General features: G+C 41.2%; 22 protein-coding genes. 17 read left to right on the top strand and 5 right to left on the bottom strand.

Annotation, left to right across the window (positions count from 1 at the left end; translation table 11 throughout):
- Positions 1-33 precede the first annotated feature (33 nt).
- Positions 34-3,147: a glycoside hydrolase family 2 TIM barrel-domain containing protein gene (locus tag NST34_RS11055; protein ID WP_341127778.1), complete on the bottom strand. Its 3,114-nt coding sequence runs from the start codon at positions 3,145-3,147 to the stop codon at positions 34-36.
- 116 nt (positions 3,148-3,263) lie between these two features.
- Here NST34_RS11055 and NST34_RS11060 point away from each other — a divergent pair, with 116 nt between their 5' ends.
- The 4 genes from NST34_RS11060 (at position 3,264) to NST34_RS11075 (ending at position 7,782) form a co-directional block, all read left to right on the top strand.
- Positions 3,264-4,085, top strand: coding sequence for an AraC family transcriptional regulator (locus NST34_RS11060; protein WP_341060412.1), 822 nt, complete (start codon positions 3,264-3,266; stop codon positions 4,083-4,085).
- 206 nt (positions 4,086-4,291) lie between these two features.
- A complete protein-coding gene (locus tag NST34_RS11065; protein ID WP_042187039.1) occupies positions 4,292-5,197 on the top strand; it encodes a hypothetical protein in 906 nt (301 codons plus the stop codon).
- A 197-nt stretch (positions 5,198-5,394) separates the two neighbouring features.
- Entirely contained in the window at positions 5,395-6,639 is a 1,245-nt protein-coding gene (locus NST34_RS11070; RefSeq protein ID WP_341127779.1) for a carbohydrate binding domain-containing protein, read from the top strand.
- 66 nt (positions 6,640-6,705) lie between these two features.
- Positions 6,706-7,782: an alpha-L-arabinofuranosidase C-terminal domain-containing protein gene (locus NST34_RS11075; RefSeq protein ID WP_341127780.1), complete on the top strand. Its 1,077-nt coding sequence runs from the start codon at positions 6,706-6,708 to the stop codon at positions 7,780-7,782.
- Between the two features lie 24 nt (positions 7,783-7,806).
- Here NST34_RS11075 and NST34_RS11080 read toward each other — a convergent pair whose 3' ends face one another.
- Positions 7,807-8,058 (bottom strand): hypothetical protein, encoded by a 252-nt coding sequence (locus NST34_RS11080; RefSeq protein ID WP_143763999.1) that lies wholly within the window; start codon positions 8,056-8,058, stop codon positions 7,807-7,809.
- A 128-nt stretch (positions 8,059-8,186) separates the two neighbouring features.
- On the opposite strand from NST34_RS11080, the gene NST34_RS11085 reads away from it, so the two are divergent.
- From NST34_RS11085 to NST34_RS11125, 9 genes are all read left to right on the top strand, one after another.
- Positions 8,187-8,474, top strand: a complete 288-nt coding sequence (locus tag NST34_RS11085) for an ArsR/SmtB family transcription factor (protein ID WP_081382732.1) — start codon at positions 8,187-8,189, stop codon at positions 8,472-8,474.
- A 128-nt stretch (positions 8,475-8,602) separates the two neighbouring features.
- A complete protein-coding gene (locus NST34_RS11090) occupies positions 8,603-9,613 on the top strand; it encodes a LacI family DNA-binding transcriptional regulator (RefSeq protein ID WP_042187045.1) in 1,011 nt (336 codons plus the stop codon).
- Between the two features lie 277 nt (positions 9,614-9,890).
- Positions 9,891-10,832: an ABC transporter permease gene (locus NST34_RS11095; protein WP_042193674.1), complete on the top strand. Its 942-nt coding sequence runs from the start codon at positions 9,891-9,893 to the stop codon at positions 10,830-10,832.
- A gap of 14 nt (positions 10,833-10,846) precedes the next feature.
- The gene (locus NST34_RS11100) at positions 10,847-11,734 is read left to right on the top strand and encodes a carbohydrate ABC transporter permease (protein ID WP_042187049.1); all 888 of its coding nucleotides are present in this window, start codon (positions 10,847-10,849) and stop codon (positions 11,732-11,734) included.
- Between the two features lie 120 nt (positions 11,735-11,854).
- Entirely contained in the window at positions 11,855-13,492 is a 1,638-nt protein-coding gene (locus NST34_RS11105) for a sugar ABC transporter substrate-binding protein (RefSeq protein ID WP_339247141.1), read from the top strand.
- An 84-nt stretch (positions 13,493-13,576) separates the two neighbouring features.
- Positions 13,577-14,920 carry a glycoside hydrolase family 30 protein gene (locus NST34_RS11110; protein ID WP_076283060.1) on the top strand — a complete coding sequence of 448 codons (1,344 nt, stop codon included), beginning with the start codon at positions 13,577-13,579 and terminating at the stop codon, positions 14,918-14,920.
- Between the two features lie 114 nt (positions 14,921-15,034).
- Positions 15,035-15,463, top strand: coding sequence for a hypothetical protein (locus NST34_RS11115; RefSeq protein ID WP_076283059.1), 429 nt, complete (start codon positions 15,035-15,037; stop codon positions 15,461-15,463).
- 127 nt (positions 15,464-15,590) lie between these two features.
- Positions 15,591-16,022: an RrF2 family transcriptional regulator gene (locus NST34_RS11120; protein ID WP_341127781.1), complete on the top strand. Its 432-nt coding sequence runs from the start codon at positions 15,591-15,593 to the stop codon at positions 16,020-16,022.
- A gap of 241 nt (positions 16,023-16,263) precedes the next feature.
- Complete coding sequence (locus NST34_RS11125) at positions 16,264-16,638, top strand: DoxX family protein (protein WP_341127782.1); 375 nt, start codon at positions 16,264-16,266, stop codon at positions 16,636-16,638.
- Positions 16,639-16,728: 90 nt separating this feature from the next.
- Here the strand turns inward: NST34_RS11125 and thiD are convergent, their stop codons facing one another.
- The gene (gene thiD, locus NST34_RS11130) at positions 16,729-17,541 is read right to left on the bottom strand and encodes a bifunctional hydroxymethylpyrimidine kinase/phosphomethylpyrimidine kinase (protein WP_042187061.1); all 813 of its coding nucleotides are present in this window, start codon (positions 17,539-17,541) and stop codon (positions 16,729-16,731) included.
- A 168-nt stretch (positions 17,542-17,709) separates the two neighbouring features.
- On the opposite strand from thiD, the gene NST34_RS11135 reads away from it, so the two are divergent.
- Entirely contained in the window at positions 17,710-18,804 is a 1,095-nt protein-coding gene (locus tag NST34_RS11135; protein WP_341127783.1) for a glycosyltransferase family 2 protein, read from the top strand.
- Positions 18,805-18,868: 64 nt separating this feature from the next.
- On the opposite strand, the gene NST34_RS11140 is transcribed toward NST34_RS11135, so the two are convergent.
- A complete protein-coding gene (locus tag NST34_RS11140; RefSeq protein WP_341127784.1) occupies positions 18,869-20,479 on the bottom strand; it encodes a response regulator transcription factor in 1,611 nt (536 codons plus the stop codon).
- A 24-nt stretch (positions 20,480-20,503) separates the two neighbouring features.
- A complete protein-coding gene (locus NST34_RS11145) occupies positions 20,504-22,216 on the bottom strand; it encodes a sensor histidine kinase (protein WP_339270428.1) in 1,713 nt (570 codons plus the stop codon).
- 257 nt (positions 22,217-22,473) lie between these two features.
- On the opposite strand from NST34_RS11145, the gene NST34_RS11150 reads away from it, so the two are divergent.
- The 3 genes from NST34_RS11150 to NST34_RS11160 all read left to right on the top strand — a co-directional run bounded on the left by NST34_RS11150 (position 22,474) and on the right by NST34_RS11160 (position 26,024).
- Complete coding sequence (locus NST34_RS11150; protein ID WP_076283055.1) at positions 22,474-24,078, top strand: extracellular solute-binding protein; 1,605 nt, start codon at positions 22,474-22,476, stop codon at positions 24,076-24,078.
- A gap of 81 nt (positions 24,079-24,159) precedes the next feature.
- Positions 24,160-25,083, top strand: coding sequence for an ABC transporter permease (locus NST34_RS11155; RefSeq protein WP_042187071.1), 924 nt, complete (start codon positions 24,160-24,162; stop codon positions 25,081-25,083).
- Positions 25,084-25,100: 17 nt separating this feature from the next.
- Positions 25,101-26,024 carry a carbohydrate ABC transporter permease gene (locus NST34_RS11160; protein WP_042187073.1) on the top strand — a complete coding sequence of 308 codons (924 nt, stop codon included), beginning with the start codon at positions 25,101-25,103 and terminating at the stop codon, positions 26,022-26,024.
- Positions 26,025-26,064 lie beyond the last annotated feature (40 nt).

The following is a 26,064-nucleotide window of genomic DNA, read 5'->3' on the forward strand; positions in this document are numbered from 1 at the left end:
CCAACCAGAGACGGCCTTTTTTAATAGATGAAATTAGAGAAGAGAAAGGGTGAAACGGAATGCATATGGGCGATTAGCCGGTAGAGTGAACTCTTCGTGGGTTGGTGCACCCCAGCTATCGTCACCCCCAACTCCCATTTGCTTGTAGTTGACTCTCAGTACGCTTTTGTTCGAGACTGGCAATTTATATACGTGATCATGTGCTTCCAATTCCTCGGGTTTCCAAGGCAGAGCATTAATCTCCATAGGGATTGCACTATCAAAATAAAGTCCTGATCCGTCGTTGCCATCTGTAATCGAAGCAAATCTGACATCCGTCTTATTGCCGCACTCCTGCGGTCTAAGATAAGGGGTGAACTGGTCACTGACTTTGCCCGTATAGCGGCCAAGTGGTGCTCCAGTCTGTCTATCCCAATAATTCTCATGGGGTCCGCGGCCGTACCATGTAAGGGTATCGAGTCTTCCAGCAAGCACGAACATCATTCCGAACTCAGGAATTTCTGGTAGATCGTTACTACCCGGATTCAGTTCTTGCAGGATCTCTAAAGATCCGTCAGGGCGAATCTCATACTGAACAAGAAGGGTGGAATACGGATTCGTTGGCAGAAGGTAAGTGGTGGAAACGAAACAGAGATTTCCTTCAGTTCTATATACCATGCTCAACAGATTCCGCTCATTAGAAGCCTGCTTCCACACTGCACAGCGCTTTGGCAATCCATTGCCAAGATCATTATCCGTGACCGCTCTCCAGAAGTTAGGTCTTACGGGCTCAAGCAGATGTTCTTTACCGGCAGCATGGTATGAGTTTAGCTCACCAGTTGTTGTATTAAAGTTTAGAGTGAAATTCCCACCCTGTACGGTCAATGCACCTTCATGTTCCTGCACATGTAACGTTCCATCCGTTGTCTTTGGAGCCTTTGTCACGATACGCGGGGACAGAATGAACTGTTCCCAAGCGATTTCGTGGTCAGCATCAGCCCAAGAAGTTTCTGAACGCTGAATAAAGGAGAGATTCAGAATAGCTTCATGATCACCTCTATGTGAAATCAGTTCATAAGGGATAGTGCATTCAACGATTTCTCCTGGTGCAGCAGAGATTTGCAGCAAACCTTCTTGCGCAGTTACTCCGTCTAAAGCAACTTCCCATTTAAGTTCGTATTGTTCAATGTCGGTAAATAAAAAGTTATTACGAATCTGAAAGAGACCTTCACGGATATTTAAAGCAGTTACTTTAATATTTTGATAGCATTTTTTGACCTTAAATAGCTTTGGAGTAACCGAACGATCGGCAAAAAGTAATCCGTTTCCGCTAAAGTTTCCATCATGTGGCGACTCACCAAAGTCACCTCCATATGCTAAATATGAGACACCTTCGGATGTTTTGGTTCGGATGGCCTGATCCACCCAATCCCAAATAAAAGCACCTTGAAATACATCGTACTTGTCAAACATATCGGTGTATAGGTGTAATCCACCGCAAGAATTCCCCATAGCATGGCTGTATTCGCAGATGATGTAAGGCTTCTGAGGATGACTTAGCGCATATTTTTCAACATCGTGCGGTTTAGCATACATAGTCGACTCTATATCACTAGCTGCTTCTGATTCTCTGCAATGGAAGATCCCTTCATAATGAACAGGTCGTGTTGGGTCAGCTTCTCTGAGATAGTCATGCATGGCGATAAAATTATCACCACCGTAGGACTCATTCCCCAGTGACCAGATGATAACCGAAGGATGGTTCTTGTCTCTTTGCATCATGGAGTTGCAACGGTCAATCACATTGGCCCGCCATTCCGGTTTGCTAGCAGGTACATTTCCCTCATGTATACCTTGTTGCCCATACTGCCAAGTACCGTGCGTTTCCAGATTGGTTTCATCGATTACGTAAAGTCCGTATTCATCACAAAGCTCATACCAAACAGACTGATTCGGGTAGTGAGAGGTCCGAACCGCATTAATATTATGTGTTTTCATCAGTTTGATATCTCGGATCATGTCGTCTTTGGATAGCGCACGTCCTGTGTCACAAGAGAACTCGTGCCGGTTAACGCCTTTAAGTACGATTCTTTTGCCGTTGATCTTCATAAGTCCGTCTTTGATCTCAAAGGTACGGAATCCGACCTTACAGCTGACCGTTTCAGTAGTGTTTCCTTTATCGTCAATCATGGAGAGAACCAATGTATACAGATACGGTGTCTCAGCACTCCACTTATAAGGATCTTCTACATGCTCAGAAAGCTTGAAATGCTGAACGCCCTCTTGATCAATGGAAGTGACTGTAGATACTGGTGACTCCCATAGAGGTTGATCCTCTTTATTGTATAGCTGCATATGGAGTGTATAAGGGTTTAGTTTCTCGTTAAAATAATTCTCTACTTTGATGTCTACGTTTAAATCCGCATGTACGAAAGCTTCATCTAGCTCGGTTTTAACGAAAAAATCAGCAACATGAACGGAAGGGGCCGTGTACAGATAGACCTCCCGAAAAATACCGCTAAGCCGCCAAAAATCTTGATCCTCCAGCCAACTGGCATCACACCAACGATAGACCTCGACAGCTAGTTTATTATCACCAGCAATTAAATAAGGGGTAATATCGAACTCGGAAGGTGTAAAGGTGTCTTCACAGTAACCGACCCGTTCTCCGTTTACCCATACATAGAAAGCGGATTCAACCCCCTGAAAGCTAAGGTATACAGGCTGACCGTTCCAAGATTCAGGTACAGTAAAGGTTCGGATGTACGAGCCTACGGGATTATATTTTGTCGGAGCAAAGGGGGGCTTGAGATCAGGTTCAGATTCCGCCCAAGGATATCGGACATTCGTATATTGCGGGTAATCATACCCATGGAATTGCCAGTGCGAAGGTACAGGAATCGTAGCCCAATTGCTGGAATCGAAATCAGCTTTATAGAAATCCACGACCCGTAGATCAGGTGTTTCGGAAAAAGAGAACTTCCAAATACCATTAAGCGTTTTGTAGTATGGCGAGGTTTCTTTATCTCCCACCAGGGCTTGCGTTAGATTGCTATAAGGGATCATGGAAGCATGTGCATCCAAGCGATTTAGTTCGAAGATTTCCGGATTATTATTCCATTCTGGATAACCGTTTGCAGGAGGCTGGTAAACAAATTTTGCTCGCATGAGTAAATCTCCTTTATAATAGTGATGTTATTATATTCATATTATAAATTGGAGTAATGGTAAGAGATATAAAAGATTTTTCATCCAGTATAACAAAATATGAAACGAGTGATCAGATGGAGAGTAAAATAATCTTTTGCCAAACGGAAGATACGAATATGCTGCCGCTGTATGCTACAACCATTGGATTTTGGGAGCATCAGGCAGAAACCTTACGTCCTACCGGATTTCCAGATTATCAAATACATCATATTCACGAAGGCAAAGGCGAACTTGTCATTCAGGAGAAGCGATATATTGTGGGTTCAGGGGATGTATTCTTTTTGTTCCCGAATATTACGCATTCGTATGCCCCAATCAGCAGTAAGTGGAAGCTGTCATGGATTTCATTCAATGGTAGAGAAGCCGGTCAAATGCTGCTGTACGCAGGAATCCGCGAATCAGGCCCTGCAAGGTTGAAGGAGGATAAGTGGCTAAATCCTTTAAAAGACATGCTCAACTTGTCAGATAGTAATGAACTGGAAACGAATCTGGAACGATCCAAACAACTATACGCGCTGCTGCTGGATTTAAAAAGCAACCTAGTTTCTCCTCTAAACGAGGCTCTTGAATTGGAGCGAATTAAACCGGTGTTGCGACATATAGAAAGGAACCTTCATAGGACCCTCCCATTAAAGGAACTTGCGGAGGTTATTGCAGTGTCGCCACAGTATTTATGCAGGCTTTTTCAAAAAACAATTCATGATCGACCTGTAACCTATATCAACAAGCAACGTATAAACTTGAGTAAACAGCTAATGTTCAATGAACGAGATAAAAAAATGTATGAAATTGCTCAGTTAGTGGGCTTCGAAAATGCCAGCTACTTTTGTCTAGTGTTTAAGCGGTTGACTGGAATGAGTCCAGAGCAATTTAAACAGCTGCATGGTTTGGACTAGAGAGATAGAGTCGCCTCTTGGACTTATGATAAACGCTTACTTGTTAGCGTCTAGCACTCCATGATATAGTTTAATTGAGTTCATATGTTGTTTATTTCACGAATTCGCTCATTCTCTTGCATAATTAGTATGTTCACCTGAAATCAATACATAGAACCAAATTTTCGATAAGATATCTAGTTAAGCATCAGGAAGGAGTCATCAATTTGAATGAGAAGTTAAAAGAGGCATACGAACGTTTGGACTTGCCTGTAGACATTACCCGGGAGGAACTGAATAAAAAGTTTGATTTGCACTTGAAACGCCGTAAATCAAATTCCTCAGAAACTGAGGCTGCAGCCTATGAAGAAGAATTTCTGGCTTACAAAACGATCTTAGACGGCTTAGATCAGCAGGAAATTCAGGAGGCAGAGGACAAGCGGCTAGAGAAATGGGGAGCATTTTCCGGCATAGCGCGTAAATCGGAGAATTTTTTTAGGCTATACAAAGTCCATACATTTGTATCTATCGTTGTGCTGTTAGTGCTAATCTTTGGAGGTAACGCTCTTTATAATCAATATCAAGCCAAAAAATATGAAGCTTCTCTCCCGCCAGTGGATGTAACTATCATGTTCCTAGGAAACTATGAATCTCAAGATCCATCAGGTAAGGATGAAGAGCTTAAACAAGAGATCGTCAATCGTTATCCAGCTTGGAAGCGGGTAAAGACGGAAGTCGTATACCTTCCCTCAACAGGTGGAGAAGGTGGAGGCGCGTTAGATATGACTTATATCCAGCGCGCGATGGCGATGTTGGCGGCGGATCGTCCGAATATTCTTATTTTGGATGATGCTACTTTTGATTGGATTGGACAACAGCAGGGACTTAAGAATCTAGAGCCGTTTGTTAAATCAGCGGGACTTCCTCTAGATGATATTCGTTTGAAACGTATAAAAAATACGGAGAACGGTGAAGAATGGATCACAGGCGTAGATATCACAGATACGAAATTTGCTACAGACCTTCCAATTCATTCACGGAAGATGATCATTGGGGTGTTTGGAGAAGATGAAGATAAGAACAAATCAACTGATTTTGTTGAGTTCTTAGTAGGGCAAATGACTGCCAAATAAATGAGTAGGTATAAATGGACCTGTGTTATAAAGGCCGATGTTGTATGGATTCTCATACGATATCGGCTTTTTTGTTGTACATTCGAAGCATCTGAATTGACGAATGTGAAGTGAACTCACTATAATGATTCATATAGATGTGAACTAAGTAATATAAATATAAACTAAACTGAATTTGACAAGGGAGTGATGAAAGAATGAAGACAGAAGGAAACCTGACAATACATACACAGAAGCGTGGTGCAGCATTAGGTGATTTATTTGGAATCTTCTTTGAGGATTTAAATCATGCGGCAGATGGTGGACTTTATGCTGAGCTAGTTCAGAATCGATCCTTTGAATTTGATCCGATAGATCGGGCCGATTATCATGCGTTAATGGCTTGGGAGCCTGTAGAACGTGGAGATGGGAAAACCGTAATCACCGTGGAGGATAACGAGCCTTTGAATGATCGTAATCCACATTATGTTGCCATTGATATTGTGGCTGAAGGTGACGGCGTTGGGTTGATGAATCTGGGATTCAATAGTGGTATTCCGGTAAAAGAGGGCGAGAATTATAAGTTCTCGGTATATGCTCGTCGGGAGACAAGCTTTGACGTACCCCTTATCGTATCCATTGAAAGTACAAATGGTATCATTCATGGTGAAGCGGAAATCGCTGTGAATCACTCCGAATGGACTCGATACGAAGCAGTTATTAAGTCTAAGGCTACAGATACTAGTTCACGTCTTGTAATCGTTACCAAAGGCAGCGGCAGGGTATATCTGGACATGGTTTCTCTGTTTCCGGAGAAGACCTTTATGAATAGACCTGGGGGCATGCGTGAAGATATTTCACTGTTGCTCGCCGACTTAAAGCCTAAATTCATGCGGTTTCCGGGAGGTTGTCTGGTACATGACGGTTCCTTAAATCAAGATGACAGAGATTCTATGTACAGATGGAAGAATACAATTGGGGATGTGGCACAAAGGCCGGCAAGGCGGAATAACTGGTCCTACAATCAGACGCTTGGGTTAGGATACTTTGAATATTTTCAATTCTGTGAGGATATTGGAGCTAAGCCGATTCCCGTTCTTCCGGGCGGCTACGATCCGCATCATAAACGTATGGTGCCACTGGATGAATTAATGCCCTGGGTTGAGGATGCACTGGATTTGATTGAATTTGCTAATGGGGACATTTCATCGAAGTGGGGAAGGATACGTGCGAACCTTGGTCACCCGGAACCTTTTGGGCTAGAGTATATCGGCATCGGCAATGAAGAGGTAGGTGCACCCTTTTTCGAGAGATATCCATACTTTCATCAAGCCATTAAAGAGAAATATCCGGATATTAAGGTCATTAATTCGAGCGGTCCATTCTCTGCTGGTAAGGAATATGAGCGGGGCTGGACATCTGCAAAAGAGAATAAGTCTGATCTTGTAGACGAGCATTATTAATGTACACCTGAATGGTTCCTGGCGAATCATCATCGTTATGATGACTTTAAGGCCGACGAACCGAAAGTGTTCTTAGGTGAATATGCTTCATGGGGCAATACCTATTATAACGCATTAGTGGAAGCGGCTTTTATGACGGGACTTCAGAACAACGCTCATGCGGTTGGTTTGGCATGTTATGCTCCTATGCTCTGCAATGTGGATTATATCAACTGGAAGCCGGATCTAATCTGGTTTAATAATCATGAAGTGTACGGAACTGCGAACTACTATGTTCAAAAGCTATTCATGAACCATCAGGGAGATCAGCTACTGGAGATAAAAGCGAACGGCTTCACAGTACCTGAGGAACGCAAAGCTGAAGCGATCACAGGAGCGATTAGCTTGGGTGTGGATGCATCCGCTGCTCGATATTCAGAAATCACACTGGTCAACAATGTTACGGGAGAAGTGAAGACGTATTCTGAGTTGTCAGAAGAAGTATCAAACCTGCCTGATCCTGCTCAGAACGGAACGGCCAAACGAACACTAGAGCTTGGAGAGACGGAGTGGGAGAGCTATACCTTGAATTTTAAGGCTACTAGAACCGCAGGGAATAAAGGGTTTGTGTTCTATTTTGGTAAAGCAGATGATCAGAATCATTTGTATTGGGAACTAGGTGGCTGGCAGAATCAGGATTCCATTGTGGCATCAATTATTAACGGGAGAAACTCTGTGCTTACACATTCTATGTTTACAGTTGAAACAGACGTAGAATACGATCTGAAGCTAGAAGTATCAGACAGACATATTCGTACTTATATTAACGGAGAGCTGATCAATGAGACGGAGGACAAACTTCCGGTCATCGAACCGCTGTATTACACAGCAAGTGTGGAGGATTCCACAGGAGATATCATTCTAAAGACAGTGAATGTACAAGAGAACAGCGTTTCTGCTGAAATTATTTTAGAAGAGTTGGCAGAAAAGAATTTGTCCATCGAAGTATATGAACTGTCGGGATACCAGCTTGAGGATGAAAATAACTTCGAGAATAAAGAGTTTGTCTCCCCTAAGCAAACCAATTTTACGACGATGGGCAGCAGTTTTTCTTATGAGTTCCCTAAACAATCCGTAACGATTTTTAGAATAAATAAAAACTAAAAACGCCCCTCTGAATCCTTAGTGTTAAAAAGGTTCAAAGGGGCGTTTATGTCCGGTTGTATAGCTGTTCACCCACAGACGATCACATTCTAGGGTATTCTCGGTTATGATAGGTGCAATATCATTAATAGCTGGCCGACGCAGACCATCTTTACACGGTTCACATGTTTTAGTAATGTAATGAGACAGCAGCCACGACCAGTGTTCTTCTAGTGGGTATACATCTTCGAACTCTAATTTTCTTCTTGCTCTTTTTCTTAGCTTGAATATAATCACAGGTAGTAGCTACACTGCATCCATACTTATCTCGCTTATGTTAAATTAATGATTAATATTATTGTTAACTAAGAAATTGATTTGTGAATACATAAAAATACTAATTCAAAGGCATAGGAGACAATAAAATGCACTTAACTACAGATACAGAATCGCTTCGAGTCTATGAAGCACTTGCAAGTGAAGTCAGGTTAAGGATTATCGAACTACTAGACCGAAAAGAGATGCATATTAAAGAACTGGCTGCCGAGCTCTATATAAGTAGTGCGATGGTTAGCACCCATGTTGCCAAGCTACAAAAAGCAGGCCTGATTAACTCTAAAATGAGACGTGTGGATGGAGGGACATATAAGTATTGCTCACTGTCTACGAACTGCCTGCAGATTAAATTATCAGGATCTCGGGGAATCTGCTAATCAGATATTGTGAATGATACGAAATAGAGAATTAATAAAAATAAAAAAAACATATTGTAATGAAAACGTTTTTATGATAATTTAAATTTATAAAAACGTTTTTATTTGTAAAGGAAGATTGAATCGTTATGGAAAAGGTAACTATCAAAGACGTTGCTAGAGAGGCTGGAGTGTCCATTTCTACAGTTTCCAACGCACTAAATGACGTTGATGTATTAAATCCGGAGACCAAATCACATGTGCTTAAGGTTGCGAAGCAATTAAATTATGTTCCAAACCTAAATGGCAAGCTCCTAAGGAACGGAAAAACTAAAATGCTAGGTTTTTTCACGACAAGTGTAGCGGGCCCGTACTTCTATAAGCTGGTGGAGTCCATGTCTCGTGAATGTGATCGGTTAGGTTATGGTTTAAATGTATTTGTTACAAAGGATAAACAAGTAATTATGAGCAATATTCTAGGCCGACGTGTGGATGGTGTCATTATCTACGAAGAGCTGAGAATAGATGAAGAAGAAATTGCCGCAATGGTGAAAGACAAGATCAAGGCTGTGTTTCTGGATCGACCACTTAAGAATGAAACGATGGGAAGCGTAATCTTTAATTCGTTTGAATCTGCTTACGAAGCAACTAAATATTTAATCAGTCTGGGACACAAGAAAATTGCTTACATATCTGGTGTAGATGAGATGTATGACAGTGTTCAGCGGAAAGAAGGATACTTGGCCGCCTTGCGTCAATATCAGCTTCCGACGAACGAAGAGTATATTATCCAAGGATATTTTGAGGAAGAGAGCACCTATAACGCTATAAAGTCTCTAGTTCATTTAAGTCCTGAAAAAATGCCTGATGCTTTTTTAGCGGGGAATGATTTGAGTGCCATTGGATGTATTCAAGCTTTGAAATCGAATGGATATGAAGTCCCGTTGGATATAAGCGTTATGGGGTTTGACGATATTGATATCGCGCAGTATTTCTCACCGCCATTAACGACGGTAAGAAATCAAATTGCGAGACAAGGTATTCTATCCATAAATCACCTGGTTCGCATGATTCAGAAGAAGGAACAGGGCGAAATGATGAAATTGCCAGGTGAACTAATTGTACGTGGTTCTACTCAAGTGAAGATTGATCGGTACTAACGCTTTCAAGAAGGGCAACAAGATAGTATCCGATCATTTTTTAAATATAAGAAAGTATAAGTTTGCACCTATACTTTATATCTTATATTTCTCGCTTAAACGCATATCGTCCTGATAAGGACACTGAAGGCGTTTATGCTTGATAATTTTATTGCTTTTAGGAGGTTTTTTTTAAAAAGAAATAAAAACGTTTTTATTGTTATGGGGATCATGATTTGGAGGGGAGAAGAAAAACGTGGATAAATTAGCCGTAGTGCCAGTGAACGGGAAGAATCCAATGAACAGTAAGAAACCTATGGGACAGAGGGTCAAAGAATTTGTGATTGATTATAAGAGGCAATGGGAGATTCAGTCCATGGTCATCCCGGGAATCATTTTTATGATTATCTTTTGTTTCATTCCTATTTACGGATTAACGATTGCTTTTAAGAGCTACACCGTAATAGACACGCTCGATTCTGCACCATGGGTGGGGCTTGATAATTTCAGAATTATTTTATCAGACAAATATTTTTGGGATGCTGTAGTCAATACCTTGGGGATCAGCTTTCTGAAATTAGCTATAGGTTTTGTTATTCCAATTATTCTATCCGTCATGATTTATGAATTAAGCGGTGGACGCTTTAAGAAAATAGTACAAACAATCTCTTATTTACCACACTTTTTGTCCTGGATCGTTCTGGGCGGGATGTTGATTGCTTGGTTCTCTTCCTCCGGTATGTTTAACGAAATCCTGCTCAATTTGGGGATCATTTCGAAACCGGTAAATATCTTGCTTGATGCGAACAAGTATTGGTGGATTGCAACGTTATCGGATATTTGGAAAGAGGCAGGTTGGGGAACAATTTTATACTTAGCCATCATGTCCAAAATTGATCCTACTTATTATGAAGCTGCCAAAATAGATGGGGCAAGTCGTATGAGACAAATTTGGAATATTACCCTACCTAATATGAAGCCAATTATCAGTTTAAATCTGATTCTGACTGTAAGCGGTTTATTAGGATCCAATCTGGATCAAACATTGGTCTTGATGAATTCTCAGAACCGTGCCAAAGCAGAGGTAATCAATTCTTATGTGTATCGTATGGGTATGACGCAAGGTGACTTCTCTTATGCTACTGCTGTTGGTTTAGGTGTCTCCATTGTTTCTGTGATCCTACTGATTAGTGCCAACAAAGTGTCCAGCAAATTAAATGATAATCAATCAGTTCTGTAGAAGGAGGCATTTTTGTGAATCGTACGGTAGCTAAAGAAGATCTCGACAGTCGAATCTTTAACACTATAAATATTATTTTACTCTGTATCTGTACTGTAATTATCGTTGTTCCTTTATGGAATGTGGTCATATCCTCCTTAAGCTCAGGTAAGGCGCTCGCGGAAGGTGGATTTATATTCTGGTCTACTGATTTCTCCTTAGAGAATTACCGCGCAGTATTTAATGACGAGACGATAGGATTAGCCTTTCTAGTCTCCATTGCCAAAACGTTCATCGGTGTCATTACCCACGTATTCTTTTGCGCGATGATCGGTTATGGCTTGAGTAAAAAATACATACGTGGCCGCAAGCTATACGTTGCCATGGGTGTAATCACCATGTTCTTCTCAGGTGGTATGATTCCAACGTATTTATTGATTAAATCACTCGGTCTATTGAACAGCTTTTGGGTTTATATTATCCCGGCTTTGTTCAGTTATTATGACGTAGTTATTCTAATGAACTTCTTTAGAAACGTACCGGATTCACTTGAAGAGTCAGCCAAAATCGATGGTGCAGGTGACTGGCGTATATTCCTGAAGATTTTTATCCCTCTTTCCATGCCGGCTATGGCTACGATCGCGTTATTTAACGGGGTTGGGCAGTGGAATGACTTTATGACCACCAAATTATACATTACCGATCAAGCACTCTATCCGCTGCAGATGAAGCTCTATGAAATTATCGTTCAGTCGCAAACGCAATCCATGCAAAATGTCGGCGGATCTGCGATTATCGAAACTACTACTAAAGGGGTTCAACTAGCAACAATTGTCATTACAACTTTGCCGATTGTTGTGATGTATCCAATATTACAGAGGTACTTTATTTCAGGAATGATGATGGGGGCGGTGAAAGAATAGAAAGATTGGAGGGGTTTTATAGCAAACACTTATGTACGAAATGATCCATCGGAAGTGTAGCTTGTACTATCAGATCTACACTTCCGTTACTACCAAAACTTTTTTAGGGGGAAACAAGGGATGAACAAAGCATTTGGGAAAAAAGGACTCAAACTTTGTACTGCGCTTATGGCTGTTGTATTGGTATTTACGGGTTGTGGATCGAAGGGTAGTTCTGATAACTCCAGCAAAGAATTAAGTTCCATTGAAGGGCGATATACAATTGACCCAGAAACACCAGCTTGGAAGCTTGATAAAAAAGAAGAAACTACGGATCTCACTTGGTATGTAAATGCGGATTGGTGGAACACAGACTTTGGTAAGGACCTCGTTACTAAAAAGATTAAAGAGGACCTGAACATCAATATTAAATTCATTACTGGGGACGACACGAAGTTAAATACTATTTTTGCCGGTGGCGAAATGCCGGATATGTTGACTATCTTTGATTCGAACTCACCAGTGGTACAAAAGGCCGCAACTTGGGCATTGCCTTTGAATGACCTGGCGGATAAATATGATCCTTATTTCAATAAAGTAGCAGCAAAAGATACGATGAACTGGTTCCAATTAGCAGACGGTAAGACTTATGGCTATCCTAACTATTCTAATACGCAAAACGATTTTGACAGCGGTAACATTCCTGCTAAAACGGCATTCGTCATCCGTAAGGATGTTTATGAAGCGATTGGAAAACCAACCATTGGAACTCCTGAAGAATTCAAGAGTGTTATGCAGCAAATCAAAAAGCAATTCCCGGCAATGATTCCTTTTGGTTTTAACTCTATTGGCACAGGCACTGGTTCTTTGGGAGATGTTCTTCAGGATTTCATCGGCGTACCGATGGAAACCGAAAATGGTGAATTCTACAACCGTAACCTAGATGAGGATTATCTGACTTGGTTGAAAACACTAAATGAAGTCTACAGAAATGGTGACATCAGCGATGACAGCTTTGCAGATGACGGGACGGCTTTTGAAGAAAAATTGAAATCCGGTAAATATGCAACGCTGATGCTCGATGGAACACCTCAACAAAGTGGTAACCTGCAAATCTTCATGACAGAAAATCCAGACAAAGAATATATCGCTATTGATGGACCGCAAAGCACAGTTGGACATGAGCCAACGTTGAATCAGTCAGGAATTACAGGCTGGATGATTACCTATGTCACTAAAAAGGCTAAAGACCCTGCCAAAGCGATTCAGATCTACACTTATCTATTGAGTGAAGAAGGACAAAAGCTTATGAACTATGGTATTGAAGGGGAAACCTATAAGGTTAACGAAGCGGGTAAAATTGAATTTTTACCTGAAATCAAAGATCTTCAATTGAATAATGCCGATAAATTTAAAAAGGATTACCGGATGGGCGAATTTATGTTCTTTGGACATGACCGCGATAAAGCTCTAAGTAATGACGCATTCGCAGATTCTATTAAACAAATGCAAGAGTGGGGTAAAGGAAAGCTGAAACCACACTTTATTCTTGAAAATATCAACCCGGCTCAAGGAACGCCTGAAGCTCGTAGCCTATCTGCAATCGATACAAATTGGAACACTACGCTTGTGAGTATGATTCGTGCTAAGGATGAAGCAACATTTGATAGCACCTTGGCTGCTTACAAATCATTCTTGAAGGATAACAACTGGGATAAGATCGCAGAAATTCGCACTGAAAAAATGAAGAGCAACAAAGAAAAATTAGGTCTTAAATAAGTAAAAGGCTGGATGGGGCCCCTTTACCGGGGCCTTATCATACAGAAACATAGCAAAATATATAGAAAAGTGGAGGGAAACAACATGACAAAACTTAAAATTTATCAATCTACAGGGGAAAATGAATTGTTCGTAGAGCAAACGCTAGAACAATTGACTCCAATGGCTTCAGATGAGCCGGTCACTACTGTAAACCTCGATGAGAATCAAACCTTTCAGGAAATGGATGGCTTTGGGGCATCCTTTACGGATTCATCCGCCTACTTGATTAACCAAGTCCTGAATAATGAACAGAAAAAAGAAGTCATGAGCAAGCTTTTTGATTCCCAAGATGGAATTGGCTTGTCCGTATTAAGAAATCCAATGGGAGCATCGGATTATGCTAGAGATATTTATAGCTATGACGATATGCCTGCTCAGGAAACCGATACAGAATTAACTCATTTCTCCATCGCACATGATGAAGCTGATATTATCCCTTTGTTACAACAAGCACTGGAACTTAACCCTGAGATCAAGCTGATGGCTTCACCTTGGAGTGCACCAGGCTGGATGAAGACTAGCGGATCGATGATCGCCGGTGAACTTAAACAAGAATATTACCAGGCTTATGCCGATTATTTTGTACGATACATTCAAGCATTTGAAAAGCATGGTCTGCCAACTTATGCGGTAACCCCGCAGAACGAGCCTCTTTTTGAACCAAAGCACTATCCTAGTATGTTAATGTTGCCAGAGGCGCAAAGAGATTTTATTAAAAACTATCTGAAGTCCAGCTTCGTGAAACATAACATTAACACAAAAATTCTCTGCTATGACCACAACTGGGATCGTCCGGATTATCCACTAACCGTGCTGGATTATGCAAAAGATGAAGTAGACGGTGTAGCTTGGCACTGGTATGGCGGGAATGCGTCAGCACAATCAGAGGTTCTGAAGGCTTTTGCAGATAAAGAAGTACATTTTACAGAAGGTTCTGGTGGCGAATGGATTCCTCCGTTTGAACAAGCTTTCTCGAATGTAATGAGAACAGGGATTGATATTCTTAGAAACCATAGTAAATCCTTTGTCTTGTGGAATATGGCCTTAGATGAGAAGAACGGTCCAACTGTCCCGGGATTCGGTAAAAGTACTTGTCGCGGTATTGTGACGGTCAACCAAGAGACTAAGGAACTTACGTATACACTGGACTACTATGCACTGGCACACTTCAGCAAATTCATTCGCCCTAAGGCTGTACGTATTGACGCTTCCACTAATCAAGAAGTGATTCGTTCCGTAGCTTTTAAGAATACAGATCACTCTATTGCGGTTGTTCTGTTCAACGATAGTGAAAAGGCTGAGAATGTAGCTGTGAAATTGCAGGGTAAGGATGATTTATCGTTCCGTTTAGGCTCTAAAAGTGCTTTATCTATTTTAATTAAATAATATGTGTATGAAGTGCTCGAATTTAGATTCGAGTACTTTTTTTTGCCGAAAAATGCATAAAAAATCAGTGTTCGTGAATCTTAAACGCATACCTATAGCGAGGAGATATGAGCATTGAATAGAAGGTTTGTGCTGACGCTGCTAGTTCTGTGTTTGATGATTACTGGTGGCTCTAGTATTTATGCGGTTAAAAGTATGCTACCTGTAAAGAGTGAAACAACCAAATGGGCAGTGGAGCTCCATAAAAGTAAACTGCCTTCGCCACAGCCGGAAAAATATAAGAGCTACGAGCTATTAGTCACAAATTTGAGTGAAGATACGATAGATGTAACCTTTGAGTTGTATCGACCAGTACAAGACGCTAATCAGGAACAAATCATCTTAGCTGATCCATTTAGCTATGATATGAGACCGAATGAGACGGTTAGCTTTAGTCAATTTTTTATAAAGAGTGGGGCAAAAGAACTGGAAGTCGTTCTCTCGTGGAATGATCAGAATAGACGTAAGCATAAGCAAAGTATTAAGTTTGCGAATTTTGAATAATCAATCATAGAAACGCTAAATATTACAGGGTATATTCCTATGGAATATACCCTTGTTGGTTTGCTCCATCCCTTGTTTTACTCTATAATGTGCTTTATATAATTGCAGTTGAAAGGGGAGATGGGGCATGAGTACAGCTAATCGTGGAGTGAACATCGGACCTCCCCGTTTTAAAATAGCGGTACATTCGATCGTTTGGCTGGCTAAAAGCGGGAGCATCCTATCTAGTGCAATGATTGCAAGCCAAGTCAATTCACACGCAACCTTTATGCGTAGAGTGATGCAGTCTTTGGCAACTGCGGGAATCGTGGAGTCCAAAGGTGGAAGAGAAGGCGGGTACGTTCTTCTGAAATCTGCCGATGAGATTACACTGGGAGAGATTTATGAAGCAGTTAGTACAACGACGGAGGAGTTAGAAGTGGATATGGCCTGTGGAGCAAGTGCTTTGCTCGATGTAGAGCTTGAAAAAATTCTCCAGGAGACAGAACAACGGACCATTGAATATTTACGCCAATATACGATTACTAATGTGATGGAGCGGGTAGAGTTTTTTTCTTAATATTTTAATTTTCAATAAAAAAGGTACTGGTAAAATATTTATTAAGCTACTATAATAAAGTGAGTTGCAGTCGGCACTGCAATTTTATTTTGTAGGTATTGTGCTTTAGGTGAGCACATATAATAGCAAGGGGGAATAAACAAAGCGGAGTAGCGTAAGTAACATCTATTGTTTAGCAGTGGGTTCATGTACTTTAATATGTGCTTATTATAGTTGCAAATTATTTTAGGGAGTGATGATCATGAATATTGTATCCATCGTATTACAAAGCTTGTTGATACTTGCTTTCGTTATGGCAGGGTCGGGAAAAGTAGCGGGTTCAAAAATGCACGTGGATAACTTTAAAAAATGGCGTTTACCACAATGGTTTCGAGTAGTAACGGGTCTAGTTGAGATTGTGGCAGCGGCAGTATTGGTTGTTGGCTACTGGGAGCCTAGCTGGGCAGCAGCAGGCGCACTTATACTTGGCGTTACAGCTATCGGCGGAATTCTGGTTCATATACGCGAAAAAGATTCGTTCAAAGAGACGTTTCCGATTATCCTGCTTGGCGTGTTAGCAATTATTGTATTTTTCATCCGTCTTACCGATCTGGCTGATTTTCCAGGGTTTAAGTAATTATACTCACCCAATAAAAAAATGGCAGTTCAGTGCTGAAATACAGCATCTGGACTGCCATTTTTGTTTCAGGATCTGTAGCTTAGGGTTCTAACGTTCTAAACGATAGCCACCATGAAATACAGGACCCACATATTCATTGAACGCAAAGCCATTGCGAATGGCAGCGGAGACAAAATCTTTAGCTTTTGCTACAGCTTCATGAACGGACAGACCGTTAGCTAAACCGCCTGTAATGGCAGCGGCAAAGGTACATCCAGCCCCATGATTGTGAGCAGGCTCGATTTTGGCTGTTTGAAATACGGTGTACTCAGCACCGTCGAAGAAGACATCAATCGCTTGATCGCCCCCGAGTGCTTTGCCGCCTTTAACCACGACATTACTTGCTCCGAGCTTATGAATCAGACGAGCAGCTTCTTTCATATCCTCTAGGGTAGAAAGTTTGCCAAGACCTGAAAGAACGCCAGCTTCAAACAGATTTGGTGTAACCACAGTGGCAAGTGGCAGCAGTAAATCACGAATAGCCTCCGCGCTGTCTGGGTTCAAGACTTCATCTTCACCCTTGCAGACCATGACCGGATCAATCACTACATTGGTCTGTAGATTTTCTTTGATCGCTTGCTCAGCAACACGCACAATTTCAACACTTCCCAGCATACCTGTCTTCATGGCATTTACTGGACCACCTGCGAAAATAGTTTTTAGCTGCTCAGCAACAATGGAGGCGTCAATTGGATAAACATTATGGTGCCAGCCGTTGTCCGGGTCCATTGTAACGATAGTTGTCAAGGCACTAAAGCCGTAGGTACCATACTCTTCAAATGTTTTTAGATCCGCTTGGATGCCTGCGCCACCACTGGAGTCGCTGCCTGCAATAGTTAGAGTTTTAATAATTTGAGTCATGGTAACGTCCCCTTTATATATGTCTGAATTTATAAACAACGCATTGCATTGATTATAACAAAAAATAGCACCTAAGTCTTTCTAAAAAGCAAGTGTAGGATTCCATTTCACTAACCCTGCATATCAATATAGAAAGAAATTTTAAACAAAACGCTTAGGAGGGTGAGTATGGTCACGATTAGTTTATGTATGATTGTACGAAATGAAGAAAAAAGCCTGCATAAATGTTTGTCTAGCGTTGCAAATCTTGTAGATGAAGTGGTTATCGTGGATACAGGCTCGACGGATAAGACGAAAGAGATCGCAATGTCCTACGGAGCTGTGATTTACGATTTTGAATGGATCGATAACTTTAGTGCCGCACGTAATTTTGCCTTCAGTAAAGCTACTCAGGAGTATATTTTGTGGCTGGATGCGGATGACTATATAAAGGAAGCGGATCAGATTCTGTTTAAAAAGCTAAAGGAGACTCTGCCAGGGCATTTTCACAGCGTGAACATGCAGTATAATTTGGCTTTTGACGAGGCGGGGAATGTCACAGCTAGCTTGCGTCGGAATCGGCTAGTTCGCCGGAGCTGCAATTTTCAATGGATTGGCCCAGTACATGAGTATCTAGAGGTAAGTGGCCCTTCCTTTAGTAGTGATGTCTGTATTACCCATGAGAAGGATAAGGAATATACAGACCGTAATTTGCGGATTTACCAAAAAAGAGTGGCTGAGGGTGAAGCATTCTCTCCAAGGGATCAGTATTATTATGCAAATGAATTAAGGGATCATGCTATAAATGAAGAGGCTTGCAAATACTACGAGCTGTTTTTGGCGGGTGGACAGGGCTGGATAGAAGATAATTTTCAAGCTTGCTTAAGGCTTGCCGAATGCCGGGAACGGCTGGGGGATAAAGACGGTGCATATGAAGCATTATGCAGAACGTTACAGTACGATAAACCACGTTCAGAGTTCTGCTGCCGACTTGGGGCCCTTCTATTGGAAAAGAGTCAATTGCACCCAGCAACATACTGGTATGAGCTTGCGATACAGCTGCCAAGGGATAACGATTCGATGGGGATGAAAAATGGGATTTTTTATACCTGGCTGCCGCATCTCCAATTGGCACTCTGTTATGATCGCCTTGGCCAACACGAGTTAGCGAATCATCATAATGAAACGGCGCTGAACTTTTATCCGTCCCATCCTAGCATGTTATATAACCGCACTTATTTTAAAAATTTGCTTGGCGACAAATATGTAGCGTTTCAAGCTTAACAAAATTGCCCCCAGTAGTCATGATTTTGACTCTGGGGGTTTTCGTCGTTAAGCCACCCTCTTTTTAATATGCTGGATTGTATTGTTGTTCTTTTTTGTAATCGTTGGGAGGGAGTCCAACCTCTTGTTTGAACAGCTTAGAGAAATAGGAGTAGTTGTTATAGCCAACCTTGTTTGCGACAGTATAAACAGACATATTTGTGGTTTCCAATAGATGCTTTGCAGCCGCGATTCTAACTTGGATGACGTAGCTGCCTAATGAAACACCAGTTTCTCGTTTGAATATTCTTGCCAGATAATCAGGATTGAGGTAGACAATTTCGGCCAAATCATTTCGTGTCAGATCATCACCGTAATGCGAATGAATGTATTGTTTGATTTCCTCCGCGACGGATTTGGTCTGTGCGGCAAACTCACGGTATTTCATCGCTGTAGTCACTAGATATTTAAGATATTCTTCCATATCCTCGATCGAGTTCAGAGAGTGCAAGGATAGTTTATCGTTAGTTTTGCCGGAGTATAGTTTATGTGACCGTATCCCTTTGAGGTTGAGAAAGGAATAGACTAGCTGAACAATATCTAAGCGGAACAAGCTAAGGACAGAGGTCTCCAGAGTTCTATTGTTAAGCATAACCCTTAGAGATTTCGTAACTTCCTCAAGAAAAGTAGTGAATTGATTCTGGTTCAGCAGCTCTTCCAAATAGACAAGATCCGGTGGCGTATAGCCAGTTTTATTTTGATAGAGATAGGCTTCCACTAAAAAAGTCTGATTTCTGCATCTCGTAATTTCCTCATCCATGCGAAGCGATTGTTTCAGAACATTCCCCACATGATTCAGTTTATCGTATAAACCAATATTGCAGCAGACGTCGCATTTTAAATAAGGAATCGCCTTTTGAATAAAGGAAGAGCATAATTCTTCAAGTAAGGGCGTGTCTGGTGTCTGATTCCATTTTAATATGGCGATCCAATTATAATCTTTATATTCCAGAATGCTCTCGATGGTAAAGCAAGGACTCTGTAATAATTCATATAATACGTTCAGCAGAGCAAAATCAAAAAGATCCTTCTCTTCTTTTCCCATACTGCCGTTGTAAGGAAATAGGTTAAAGATTAAAGGCTGCAGGTTGTCACTCATTTGATAGGAGAGGTTCTGTTCCTCAATGGCAAGGGTGATGTCCGCTAATTTAATCGGAAATGATGTGCTTCCACTAACCAACTTACGCCAAAAATGCTCGAGAATCTTCGCCTGGTTTTTTTGCCAAAAGTAACCGCCTTGAATGGCTTTTTCATTTCTTTGCTGCTCTTTTGCCTGTGTGACAGCCTTGTGGATAATCAGCATCAGCTTATCAAATTCGATGGGCTTAAGAAAATATTCAAAGCTTTGCAATTCAATCGCTTTCTGGGCATAGTTGAAATCCGCATAATTAGTAAGAAGTATAGTCTGAATACTATAATTCCCTTCGCGAATCCAGGCCAGTAATTCCAATCCGCTGCCCTGAGGCATTTCAATATCCGAAATTAGAATTTGAATAGAATGCTTTTCTATTATTTCACGTGCCTGAGCGACATTATTTGCTGTATAGACAGTATCAATGTGTAACGATTCCCAATCTATTCTCTTTTGCAATGCAGCAATAACATAAAAGTCATCATCAACAAGCAGTACATTCATAGTTAGCTCTCCATTCATTTAGATTTATTTAGGAAGCTCCGGGAGAGATAAGATTACACTAGCGCCGCCGCTCTCCAAATTGGAAAAGGTGATAGTTGCTCTTTTTAAATAGAGATATTCCAGCCGTTTAAGCGTATTCATAATACCGATCTGCATACCGTTGCTTTGATCCAAGGGCTCACCAAGATTAAGCTTCTCTAACACTTGCGGTGGAAAACCGGGACCGGTGTCGGTGAGCTGGATAACGAGCATGTCTTCCTCTTCAATCCGTAATCGCTGGACTGTAAGCCTGATCTCTACTTCATGTTCTCGTGAAATCGCATATTTAATAGAATTTTCAATGAAGGTTTGCAGCACTAATGGCGGAATTTCCACACAGCTTGCCTGATCCTCTTGCTCAATATTGTAAATAAATGCATCCTGATATCGTTGCTTTTGAATCTCTAGATAGGTTCGGACATGTTCAATTTCATCCTCCAGCCGGACAAAATTCTCTCCATTTTGAAAAATATAACGGAAATATTTCGACGTAGATAACGTCATATTCTCAATTTCTTTATACATTTCAATTTGGGCCATGCTATAGATGCTAGTCAGGCAATTTAAGAAAAAGTGGGGCTTGATCTGTAGCTTCATATAATCCAGTTGTATCCGCTGCTTCTCCAGTTCCTGCTCGTACATAGCGATTTTGAAGGTTTTGATTTGATCAACTAAATCTTTAAACTGTGTGTTTGCTTGTTCCAGCTCTATAATCTCACTGCTTTTGAAATCTGCGGGTTGCCCAGCCTCATTAATGAAAGCAAGGTTCTCAGAGAAGCTTTGAATCGGGCCTAGTACTCTTTTCTTGAAAAACAGCAGGACGATGCATAAAGTGGAAGTGACAATGAAGAAGAGTAACATTATAAGCAGCTGAGCAATGATGATTTTTTCGAATATGCCATATTTAATGACCATTTTAGTGCTAAAGGTGGTGTCTGAGAAGGCGCTGTTGATTGTTGTACGCGATTGCAAAAGATTTGAGAAGCCTCCCTCTTCCGTTATCAGCTTTCCGCTGTTCGATATGGGACTCGATAAAGGCTGTTCATTCTCATCTACGAGAGAAACATAACCATTGGCACCCAGATTAATTTGGCGTAGAGGACGGATCAGATTATCGGCGGAGATCAGTCCAATTAAATAACGATTGTAATAGGGAACGATATTAATCACGTAGTAGTGGTTGTTAACAAGGATTGGCGTCCATTTGGAATAAAACTTCTCATACATCTCCTTATCATCAATATAAGAAATAATCTTCGTTTTGAGCTGCCTGTAATCCGTATAGGTCACACTGATCGGTGCACAATTTAAAAAGTAGTTCTCATTTTTCAAATAGTAGAAAAAGTTGTACTCATGTCCGTAGTTTTTTTGCAGCTCGGTAAAGCGTTTATGCAGATTATCATTTGCCTTCAAGAACTCGATACTGTTGACCCCGTAAGTATTCATCGCAAGCAAGCTCTCATCGTTCCCAAGCGTCCAGCCCATATAGTGATTAATGTAAGCGAAATCATGATTGATACGATTAATGTAGAGTGCCGCAGTATCCTGTAAATTTCGAGTGGACTGCTGCTTAACGATAGAAATGGAAGTAATGCTGATCGCTAAATCCAGAATGAGGACTGTGAACGAGACTGCCATCATGACTTTTATATAATGACGAATGGGGTAGGTTTTGTGCTTCGCTGTTTTTTTGTTCATAAAATCATTATAAGACCTCTGCAGGAAAAATACAGGAGAACTCGCTAGCGATTTACCGCAAAGTCCGGAAAGCACATACAGAAGTCGGGATACTGTTATTAAGTCCCTTCAAGCGAAGGCTTTTGATTTCGTGTTTTTTGTAAGCGGATTCAAAGGTCTGGATAACCGTCTTAAAGGGTCCGGAATACGAAAAAATAAGACGTTATGATTAAGCTATTCAGATAATCTTTGATTAATTGAAATGGGGGATTAAGAGGATGAGTCAACACAGTAAGAAAAAGACGGCAAAGAAATGGACTGTGGGTCTGCTGGCGGCGGCTATGGTATTTGGTATTGCTGGCTGCGGCGGAAAAGACGGGAATAATGCTGCGACTAGTGAGACGAGCAGTTACAACAAAGAAGGTCTGCCAATTGTTAATGAGCCTGTAACACTCAAGGTGCTGACCGTACGTTGGGGAAGCATGGGAGACACGTTTACGCAGAACCAATGGCTGAAGGATCTGGAGAAAAATACAAATGTCAAAATCGAATGGCAAGTGATGTCCTCCAATGACTGGGCCGAACAGAAGTCCATTCTGCTGGCTAGCGGTACACTTCCAGACATTATCCTCGGAAATCAAACCTTCGGAGATTCTGATATCGTTAATAATCTAAGCTTTTTCCGGCCGTTAGATGATTATATTGAAAAAAATATGCCAAATCTTAAAGCGGCCATGGAAGAAACGCCTGAGTTGAAAAAAATCAGCACTTTTCCTGACGGGAAAATCTATTCACTGCCAACAAGACTTCCATCGCGTCCAAAAAGCTCTCGTCAGCCTGTGATTAACAAAACTTGGCTCGATAAATTGGGCCTGAAGGCTCCTGAAACGATTGATGAGTTATACAACGTACTTAAAGCTTTCAAAGAACAAGATCCAAACGGAAATGGCAAACAAGATGAGATTCCGTTTATTGAAATTGGGAATGACTTGATCAGTCCTTTCGGAATTGCCGACTTGAATAACAACAATATGATCATCAAGGACGGAAAAGCGATCTATTTCCCTGTTTCGGAGGAGTTCAAAGAAGGCCTCAAATGGGAAAATAAATTGTATGCGGAAGGTTTATTAGATAAAGAGGTATTCACTCAGGATGATACGATGAGATCGGCGAAGTTCCAAAATCCGGATGCTCCAATCGTAGGCTTTACGTATCAGTGGACCCCGGACGCTGTGTTTGGTAAATGGAGCGATCAATATGTGACGATTCCACCGATTGCCGGACCGGATGGTAAGCGTTATACAATCGGTAATCCAATTGGGATGAGTCTTAACCGTAATGAACTGCTGATTACTACTTCGAGTAAGTATCCAGAGGTTGCTGCGCGTTGGGCAGATCAGTTCTACACGAACGAAGCGAGCATTCAGAATTTTTGGGGTGCAATTGGAACTGTAATTAAGAAGAATGATGACAGCACCTATACATTGATGGATCCACCAGCTGGAACCAGCGCAGATGCCTGGTACTGGGATCAGTCTCTTCGAGATTTCGGACCGAAATATGTGAGCCCGTCCTTTGAACAGAAAATCGTTCTTAATCCTGAAAGTGGAGATGGACTGAAGCTGCAGCTGGATAAGCTGGGTAGTGAATATGTAACAGAACCTTTCCCTAACGTTATGTACACCTCCGATGAGTTCGAGGAGCTGCCAACCTTGACCACGGATATCGACGGTTATGTGAATACAATGCGCGCTCAATTTATTAGCAAAGGCGGAATTGACGAAGGCTGGGATGATTATGTCAAACAGCTTAATAAAATGGGGCTTGAAAAATTAGTTAAGATTCGCACAGATGCTTACAGTCGTTATATGAGTGTGAAATAACCTATTCGTCTTTCGAAAAAGGTGCTGCCCTACATAAATTTGTGGGGTAGCATTCTCTATTTTTAATAAGGAGGGGATGTTATGAAATCTGATCCAATTCATTTGAGTCGGAAACTCGGACAAATCAAACAAAACTGGGGTTTATATACGTTGCTTTTTCCTGCAGTAGTCCTTACGTTATTATTCGCATATAAACCCATGTATGGGGTGCTCATTGCCTTTAAGGATTATAGCCCGGCGTTAGGAATAGGCGGAAGTCCATGGGCCGGATTCAAATACTTCGAGAAGTTCTTTAATTCCTATCAATTTTCTGCAACGATCAAAAATACGCTAATCATCAGTGTGTACAGTCTGATTACGTTTCCGATTCCGATTATACTTGCGCTGATGGTTAACCAGATGAGACCAAACCGTTTTAGACGGTTTTTTCAGACGGTATCCTATATGCCACATTTTATCTCAACCGTAGTTATGGTGGGCTTAATGATGATTCTGTTCTCACCTAGCACCGGACTACTGGGCAATGTATATAGTCTTTTTGGAAAAGAAGCTCCTGATCTAATGGGCTCTGCCGGATTATTCAGCAGTGTGTACGTCTGGTCGGATGTGTGGCAGCATGTCGGCTGGGACAGCATTATCTTTATCGCTGCTCTCTCTGCTGTTGATCCTAGTTTGTATGAGGCTGCAACCGTAGACGGCGCAAGTCGGATGCATAAAATTCGTTACATCGATATTCCGATGCTGATGCCAACAGCGATAACATTGCTTATCCTGCGGGTCGGGGGACTGCTTGGGGTTGGATTTGAAAAGGTGTACTTAATGCAAAATGACTTGAACATTACTTCAAGTGAAATTCTGTCTACTTATGTCTACAAAATTGGTCTGCTCAGCAGTCAGTATAGCTTTTCGTCGGCGATCAACCTGTTCAACACGGTCATTAATTTTATTTTATTGATCATGGTCAATCAGATTTCTAAAAAATTAAGCGAAAATAGCTTGTGGTAGAAGGGAGGAGCATTGAAATGGGAGGTTTAGAGACAGCGACTAAAGGAAATGTAGGAAAAATAAAGAAGAATCGCTCCTCAGATACTATAATGGAAATTGTGATGTACGTTATATCGGCAATTTTTCTAATCATCCTGATCTATCCGCTGTATTTTATCGTCATTGCTTCGTTTAGTGATCCTTCCGCGGTTGCTGGAGGTCAAGTTTGGCTATTTCCTAAAGGGTTTACCTTTGATGGTTATAAAGAGCTGCTTCGTCATGAGAATATTTGGATCGGGTATTGGAATACCATTCTGTACACGGTGGTTGGGACTGCAATCGGTTTAGTAGTTAATATTTCAGCTGCCTATGCGTTGTCAAGAAAGGACCTTGTGGGGCGGAAATACATTTCGCTGTTTTTCATATTTACAATGTTCTTTAACGGGGGGTTGATTCCTACTTTTTTAACGGTTCGTGATTTCCATCTCTATGATACTTTCTTGGTTATGGTATTGCCTTTCGCAGTTGGAGTTTTTAATATCATAGTGGCACGAACTTTTTTCCAGACTAGTATTCCTGGCGATTTATGGGAAGCAGCGCAAATTGATGGATGTGGCAATCTCCGTTATTTTGCACAGATAGTTCTACCGTTGTCGAAGGCTATTATTGCAGTGTTAGGTTTATGGATCGCTGTAGGTTATTGGAATTCATATTTTAATGCCTTGATTTATTTGAAAAATCCTAATATGTATCCTTTGCAGCTGATCCTGCGAAATATTCTGATTACCAATCAGATGCAGTCTGGTATGGGGACCGGAGAAGCCGCACAAATCGCGTTACGGCTCGCAAATATGATGCGGTATTCGGTTATTATCGTAGCAACTGTTCCAATTATGTGTGTATACCCATTTGTGCAAAAATACTTTAACCAAGGGGTAATGATCGGCGCAGTGAAGGAATAAGCTCTTCTACTTTTCAACTAACATTTGTGAGGGAGCAAGA

This window comes from Paenibacillus sp. FSL H7-0714 (assembly GCF_038003765.1).
Lineage (GTDB): Bacteria > Bacillota > Bacilli > Paenibacillales > Paenibacillaceae > Paenibacillus_AQ.